Origin of the sequence: Blastomonas sp., assembly GCF_041747255.1 — a bacterium.
Classification (GTDB): domain Bacteria; phylum Pseudomonadota; class Alphaproteobacteria; order Sphingomonadales; family Sphingomonadaceae; genus Blastomonas.
The window spans coordinates 1-7423 of the sequence record NZ_JBGTFM010000306.1; the positions used below are offsets into that span (position 1 = coordinate 1).

Annotated in this window: 5 protein-coding genes and 1 pseudogene; 4 read left to right on the plus strand and 2 right to left on the minus strand. The window is 58.9% G+C overall.

Annotated features, from left to right (window positions below; all coding sequences use genetic code 11):
* Both ACEW8G_RS10520 and ACEW8G_RS10525 read left to right on the plus strand, forming a co-directional pair.
* Positions 1-237, plus strand: a pseudogene (locus tag ACEW8G_RS10520) (cell wall hydrolase); the annotation flags it as partial.
* A 436-nt stretch (positions 238-673) separates the two neighbouring features.
* Entirely contained in the window at positions 674-2947 is a 2274-nt protein-coding gene (locus ACEW8G_RS10525; RefSeq protein WP_373488373.1) for an EAL domain-containing protein, read from the plus strand.
* Between the two features lie 482 nt (positions 2948-3429).
* Here ACEW8G_RS10525 and ACEW8G_RS10530 read toward each other — a convergent pair whose 3' ends face one another.
* Positions 3430-4713 carry an enoyl-CoA hydratase-related protein gene (locus tag ACEW8G_RS10530; protein WP_373488374.1) on the minus strand — a complete coding sequence of 428 codons (1284 nt, stop codon included), beginning with the start codon at positions 4711-4713 and terminating at the stop codon, positions 3430-3432.
* A 128-nt stretch (positions 4714-4841) separates the two neighbouring features.
* Between ACEW8G_RS10530 and ACEW8G_RS10535 the strand changes: the two genes are divergently transcribed.
* On the plus strand, positions 4842-5987 hold the full coding sequence (locus ACEW8G_RS10535; RefSeq protein ID WP_373488375.1) for a DUF3667 domain-containing protein: 1146 nt from the start codon (positions 4842-4844) through the stop codon (positions 5985-5987).
* A 21-nt stretch (positions 5988-6008) separates the two neighbouring features.
* Here ACEW8G_RS10535 and ACEW8G_RS10540 read toward each other — a convergent pair whose 3' ends face one another.
* A complete protein-coding gene (locus tag ACEW8G_RS10540) occupies positions 6009-6410 on the minus strand; it encodes an acyl-CoA thioesterase (protein ID WP_373488376.1) in 402 nt (133 codons plus the stop codon).
* Between the two features lie 198 nt (positions 6411-6608).
* Between ACEW8G_RS10540 and ACEW8G_RS10545 the strand changes: the two genes are divergently transcribed.
* On the plus strand, positions 6609-7423 hold an 815-nt coding region (locus ACEW8G_RS10545), incomplete at its 3' end, for a beta-sandwich domain-containing protein (RefSeq protein WP_373488377.1).

Genomic DNA, 7423 nt, shown 5'->3' on the forward strand with positions numbered 1-7423 from the left:
CTGCGCGCCGAGGCCGAGACTGCCCATGCCGCCGATGCCCAGCGGCTTGGCCGTTCGGTAGTGGACGCACCCGGCGAGCCTGCATCCAGAGCCGCGACCGTCGCCCCCGCTTACTCAGCTGCTGCCGCGCAGCGCGGCGGCGACGCGGCGTTTCGCGCATCCAGGCTGCCAGACAGCGGGCAGATCAACCCGGAATACCGCAACAGCGGCCAATGGATCCGCCAGCCCGGCTCCTGATTGAGGGGCCCGAGGCTGCTGATTCCTTGCGATACTAACCATCAGTGGCAACCGTCTTTACCAAGCGCACATTAGCTCGCTGGCATTAGTGCAGTAAGCGGCAGATTAACTGATCAGCAGTGTGCCAGATTGGGACAGGCCGCAGATGACACGTCCGCCGGTTGACACTGGCACCTTGCAGTGGTGCCACAGACTGCGCAACAAACTCCTTCATTACAAGAGCTTGCTCAAATATCGAGCGCTTGCCCGCACCTGTCCCAGTGTTGGTGAATTGCAGGGTGATGCCTGTCCAAAACACGCTTTGCACCCCGATCACACCCCCCATTTCCGGGGGGGATTTGCATTTTGGTAACCATATCTCGGCAAACAGGAGACACGAGGTCACAACCAAATGAAGTTAGGCGCATCCCGAACCAGCCCCATCCGGTCTCAGCCGATGCGCATTTTGCTCATCTGGGCTGTGATATCGGGTCTGTTGTTCGGGCTAGTCGAGTTCGGCGAGCCGATGGATGATCTGCTGCGCGCCGTCCGCAACAAGGCGCGCGAACACAATGCCAGCGGTGAAATCGCGGTGGTCGGCATCGATAGCTTGGCACAGCAGGAAATCGGCGGATGGCCATGGGGTGCCAGTGATTATGCGACGCTGATCGATCAACTAAACTCGGCTGGCGCGCGACGCATTTTCTTTGACTTCCCCATCAGCGGCACAACTCGCGATCAAGGCACGAATGATCTGATCGCTGCGTTGCGGCGGATGAATGGACGGGCGCATCTCGCAGCAAACTTCTCGGAAGACGCCGCAACCAATCTGCGCACCGATCTGATACCGCCAGCACAATTGCGGCAGGTTGCTCGACTCGTGAATACCAATGTGCGCACCAATGGCTTCAATACGGTTTGGGAAGTACCTTATGCCAACAAGGTCGGTGACCTGGTTGTTCCATCGATAGCGTCAGCGATTTCTGGACAAAGCGGTGCAGCGAACGAAGAGTTCCCGATTGATTATGCCATCAGAATGGACTCTCTGCCCTACCTGAGTGCGATTGAAGTCTATCGCGCCAACCCGTCGCTTGCGACTTTGCGTGGCAAGGACGTTGTGATCGGTACGAACACGTCCGGTGTTGGCAATCGCTATGCGGTGCCCGGCCTTGGGCCATCAGGCAGCGTGTTTGTTGCGACGTTGGCTGCTGAGACACTTAGGCATGGTCGCCCGACTATCTTACCCTGGTGGGTTATGTGGGGCAGCGCCGTGCTAATCTGCGCGATCATTATCCGCACCTCGCGCCGTCCGGTCGTACTCACCATGGCCTTGCTTGCGCCGATGCTGATGCTCGGTCTTCCGTTGGCACTAGAGATGCAAGGCATCTTTACGGCAGTCATGCCCGCACTTGTGATGGTGATGGGCACCCTCGGTCACTGTGCATGGCAGCTGCATCGCCAGACATTTGACGAGCGCGGCATGGTGAACGAAGTATCGGGCCAGCCCAATCTCAATGCCCTGCGCATGGAGGGGGCGAACAGCCAGAATGGCCTGGTTGCCGCGCGTATCCACAATTACGCCGAGGCAGCCACCGCACTGCCCGCCGCGCTGGAAAAAGACCTTGTTGACCAGATCACCATGCGGCTCACGCTCGGCAATGGTGGTTGCAAGGTCTATCAGGGCGACGAAGGCATTTTCATGTGGCTGGTGCCCACCCAGAATATTGCAACCGTTGGCGACCAGCTGGCCGGTCTCAGCGCTATCTTCCGCAGCCCGGCCAGCGTTGCCGGGCGGCTGATTGACCTCGCGATCGCCTTTGGGGTTGATGCCGATCCTGAACGCAACATTCATAGCCGGATGTCGAGCGCGCTGCTCGCCTGTCAGGATGCACAGAACGCAGGCGAGCACTGGCGGGTCTATGATCCGACCAAGCTTGAGGCCACTGAATGGCGCGTCTCGATGCTGGGCGAGCTCGATGCTGCGATCGACAACGGCGAGGTATGGGTTGCTTTCCAGCCCAAGCTGGACCTTCTCACCGGCGATATCTGCGGCGCAGAAGCGCTGGTGCGCTGGACGCATCCGGAAAAAGGGCCAATCAACCCTGAAGAGTTTGTCACCGCAGCGGAACGACATGACCGGATCGAAAAACTGACCGAACATGTGCTCAGCCGCGCCGTGCAGGTTGCAGCCATGCTGAATGCCAGCGGCCGACGTTTCGACATGGCGGTCAACCTGTCGCCACGCTTGATCGGGCATGCCAACCTTAAGCCGATGGTGGTGCAGACGCTGCGCCAACATGGGCTTTCCGCCGAACGGCTCATTTTGGAGATCACCGAAACGGCAGCGATGTCGAGCGCTTCAAGTGCGATGCAGGAATTGAAGGACCTTCGCGCCATTGGGGTGCAACTGTCGATCGATGATTACGGCACCGGCTTTTCGACGCTCGACTATCTCAAGCGCTGCCCCGCAACCGAACTCAAGATTGATCGGAGCTTTGTTAAGATGCTGGCCACGAGCCGTTCCGACCGCATCATGGTCAACTCGACGATCGAGCTGGCTCACTCATTAGGAGAGGAAGTGGTGGCGGAAGGCGTTGAGGACAACGAGACCTTGCAGCTGCTTGCCCAGATGGGATGTGACAAGGCGCAAGGCTATCTGATCGCGCGTCCGATGCCCTATGAAGGCCTGGTCGAATTTCTAGCCAATTACCGACCTGCCAAAGCCGCCTGATACCATCTAACCGAGGCGATGTTGCCTGATCCAATCTGCTGTTGCCACCCTGAAGGCGGCCCACCGCGCGATTCACAATAGCAACATAAGTTAATCGCTTGTTGGTCATTTAGGATTCTGTTAACCTTGTTTACTGGATGCAGAGTGAAATGTGCATCCGAAACAAGGAGGCTATAATGGCAAAGCGTACCAACAAGCCGGTCCGCGGCTTCTGGGACTGGGTCCTCGGCGGCGGCTGGAATTAAGCCAGAAAATACTGGTTTAACAATCATTTGACCCCGGCTCTGCCGGGGTCATTTTTTTGCAGCGCGTTACAATGTTAGATATCTGGTCTGCCCGATCAAACCGGCACGACGCGGCGGCAACGCATGAAGTGGCTGCATGACTGATTCGGAAATTCGTTGCGAATCAAGCAGTTCAAAGGTTAATGTTCGTTGTTTGTTTCAAACAGAAATTAACCTTTTGGCTTAGCTGCCATCCGGTTAGTTGCCCTGAAAATTAGGTGATCGCTTTTCCAGTATGGCATCAATGGCTTCATGGTGATCAGACATCTGTTGCAAGACGCCCTGCCAAATCGCTGCCTGATCAAGATGTTCCGCAAGTGTTACATCTCGCGCGTCCTTTAACAGACGCTTGGATCTACGAATGGCTGCAGGCGGATATTGTGCGACCTGCCGCGCCAGCGACCGCGCCCGTGACTGCAGGTCAGCCGCATCGACCACCTCTGACACCAGCCCGTAACGCTCTGCCTTGGCGGCATCGATAAACTCACCGGTCAGCAGCATCTGGCTGGCGCGCGCCATTCCGATGGTGCGCGGCAGCAGCCAGGCGCCGCCATCGCCGGGGATGATCCCGACCCGCAGGAAGCTTTCGGCGAACACCGCATCGTCCGCAGCGATGCGGATATCGGCCATGCACGCCAGATCGCAGCCCGCGCCAATGGCATGGCCGTTGATCGCCGCGATGACCGGCACCGACATGCGGTCCATCGCCAATGGAATGCGCTGGATCTGGGTGCGGTACCAGTGTTCGATCTCCAGAGGCGTCATATGCTGCTCTGCGGTCAGCGCCTTGATATGCTTGATGTTGCCGCCCGAGCAAAAGCTTGCCCCCGCGCCGGTCAGGATGACGCAATCGATGTCCGGGTCGGCGTCTGCCGCCTCCAGCGCGGCAACCAATGCGGCGATGACCTCTTCAGACAGTGCGTTGCGCGCCTCGGGCCGGTTGAGGGTGATGGTCGCAACGCGCTCGGCGGCCGCAAACAGCACCGCCGGATTGTCGACAACCGCCTCGCGCTGACGTGTGTCCGCATAGCTTCCGCCATAGAACAGCAGCGGCGGCTTGCCTTCGCTCTCATAGTCCTGCACCTCGCCGACCATGATGATGTGATCGCCGCCCTCATAGCGATAGCGGGTTTCGCACACGAGCCTTGCCGAACAGCCCTGGATCCGCGGCGGCCCGATGGTGCCGACGTCCATCCCGGCGAATTTGTCGCTCACCTGCGATGCAAACAGGTTGGCCAGCGCGTCCTGATCGCTTGCCAGCACATGCACCGCAAAGTGGCTTGCGGCATCGAACACCGGCATCGAGCGCGCGCTTTTCGCCAGCGACCAGAGCACCAGCGGCGGATCGAGCGAGACTGAATTGAAGCTGTTGGCGGTGACACCAACGGCGTGCCCGTCATCAGCGCGCGCGGTCACGATGGTTACACCGGTGGCAAATTGCCCCAGCGCATTGCGGAAGGTCTTGGGGTCAAAATGCGCCATGGCTCACCGAATAGCCTTTCCGCCCCCGCAAAGGCAATCGCGACGTCCTTGCAACAAAGCGCTTGGCCGGATCAAGCCTGCAATGTTAGACTTTCGCGTTTGCAACATGTGCGGGGGGCGGCATAGGCATGAGCGGTGAATTTGAGGCGGCAGGCGCAATTACCGACGCGGCGATATGGTCGCGCACGGCTGAACCTGTTGCCGGCGAAGCGCATGACCACGTGATCGGCAACTGCCTGAACTGCGGGACCCCGCTGGCCGGACCGCATTGCCATAGTTGCGGCCAGGCCGGCCATGTTCATCGATCGATCTCGGCCTTCTGGCATGACATCCTGCACAGCGTGCTGCACTTTGACGGCAAGTTCTGGAACACGCTGCCGCTGCTGGTGTGGAAGCCGGGCGAGCTCACCCGCCGATATATCGAGGGCGAGCGCGCCAAGTTTATCAGCCCGATGGCGCTGTTCCTGTTCGCGATCTTCATGATGTTTGCGATCTTCTCATACATCGGTTCGCCAAATTTCACTGGCGATAAAAGCGCGTCGTCCGGGCCTGACAACATGAACATCGTCAGCATCAACGACTGGCGCAGCGAGATGCGCACCGCGATGGCCGATCTTGAAGCGCAGGTTATCAAGGAAGAGGCCGCGCTGGCCTTGCTCGACCCTGCATCGGACGAACACCGCACAAAGCTGAATGCCTTGAGTGAGATCAAGAACGAGGTCAACGGCCTGTCGTTCGCCACCGAAGGCAGGGCGCGTTATCCCGACGCGCTGCAAGGCGATGGCACCGGCGTGCGCGGGCTCGATATGAGCGATGACATCAACACCGGGTGGCCCGTATTCGACAACTGGCTGCGCAAAGCGATCAAAAAGGCCAACAAGAACCCTGATCTGCTGTTATACAAGCTCCAGTCGAACGGCTACAAGTTCGCATGGTTGCTGATACCGTTGTCGATTCCGTTCGTCTGGCTGGTGACGATCGGCAAGCGCGGGCATCGCTTCTATGACCATGCGGTGTTCACCACCTATTCGATTGCGTTCATGTCGCTGCTGTTCATCGTCATGACTTTGTCAGTCAAGTTCAACATCCTTCCCGATGTAATCATTCCGCTGGCGGTATTGTTCGCGCCATTTCACATGTATCGGCAACTGCGTCATGCCTATGGCTCATCGCGGCTCGGTGCGGTGCTCAGATTGAGCCTGCTGCTGCTGTTCACCTCGATTGTAGCGTTGTTGTTCCTGCTGACGCTGATCACGCTGGGCCTGATTGGCTGAGCAGCCCGCTTGAGCCGCCCCTCAGCCGCCGAAGAACCGCCGTTTGATATCATCGGCGAGCCGCGCGGGGCGCAGCGTCTGGGCATCGATACAGCACCAGCTCGACTTGACCTCGGCCAGCACATCTTCGCCCCGGCGAATGATCGTCTCATAGAACGCCCGCGCGCCATGGACCTTTTCAAGCACCACCGTCGCGATCACCTCATCGTCGAGGAACGCAGGCTTGCGATAGGTAATCTCGTGCTTGAGCGCGACCCACAAATGCTCGGCTACTGCCTGCGGTGGCGCGATCGCCTGCCAGTGCGCCACCACCGCATCCTGCACCCATTTGAGATAATGGGCATTGTTGACATGCCCCATGAAATCAATCTCGGACGGGTCTACAGAAATCGGGTGGTCGTGGCTGATGGCGCGCGCATGCATTCCCTTTAGATAATAACGATTTTGCTGGAGCGGAAGTGCCCAGCCGACAATCTTTCACTCGCTTCACCGTGGATGTTGCGCTGCCGCAACGACGCAGCCCCGTTATATTTTTGTCATCACACCGTAATGCATCCGCCCCCGAGACGTCACCGGCCGACATTAGCGGCATTTTTATCACGTCTTGTAGGGGGGCATTTCATGACACTCATTTTTCGCGCGGCCAAATCGGTTTCTTATCGCAGCCTCGCATTGGCTCTGGTGTTGGGCGCTGGCACCATCGCCACCCCGGCACTGGCTGGCGAAGTCACCGGCACGGTTACAGATATCGATGCCACCCGCGCCCTGCAGGCAGTTGATGTCCGCATTGTCGAACTTAACCGCACCGCCACGACTTCGCGCGACGGCAGCTTCCGCTTCACGGACATTCCGGCAGGGACCTACACGCTGGAAGCGCGTTATGTCGGCGCGCCCTTATTCACCACCAGTGTCTCGGTGGACGATACGGGCATTGTCGCTGTGCCGGTGCGACTGGGTATCGCTGATGGCAATGAAATTCTGGTGATCGGCCAGGCCGCAAACCAGGCCAGCGCGCTTTCTCGTCAGCGCGCCGCCGATGGTGTCAGCAGCGTGCTGACCCGCGATGCGATCGGCCAGTTTCCTGACCAGAACGTTGCCGAATCGCTGCGCCGACTGCCCGGCCTCAACATTCTGAACGATCAGGGCGAGGGTCGCTTTGTTGCGGTCCGCGGTCTTGACCCCAACCTCAACTCGACATCGGTCAATGGAGTGCGCGTACCCTCGCCCGAAGGCGATGTCCGCTCGGTTGCGCTCGATGTGATATCCAGCGACATTATCGAATCGATCGAGGTCAAAAAATCGCTGACGCCTGACATGGACGGCGATACCATCGGTGCCTCGATCGAGATCAATACCACCAGTGCCTTTGACCGCAAGAAAGACCTGTTTTCGCTCAAGGCTGAAGGCAGCTACAATGATCTTGCGAACACCCTCAC

Excerpts from the sequence above, each read along its gene's own strand:
- ACEW8G_RS10525 (WP_373488373.1), top strand. The coding sequence starts at position 674 with ATGCGCATTTTGCTCATCTGGGCTGTGATATCGGGTCTGTTGTTCGGG.
- ACEW8G_RS10530 (WP_373488374.1), bottom strand. The coding sequence starts at position 4,713 with ATGGCGCATTTTGACCCCAAGACCTTCCGCAATGCGCTGGGGCAATTT.
- ACEW8G_RS10535 (WP_373488375.1), top strand. The coding sequence starts at position 4,842 with ATGAGCGGTGAATTTGAGGCGGCAGGCGCAATTACCGACGCGGCGATA.
- ACEW8G_RS10540 (WP_373488376.1), bottom strand. The coding sequence starts at position 6,410 with ATGCATGCGCGCGCCATCAGCCACGACCACCCGATTTCTGTAGACCCG.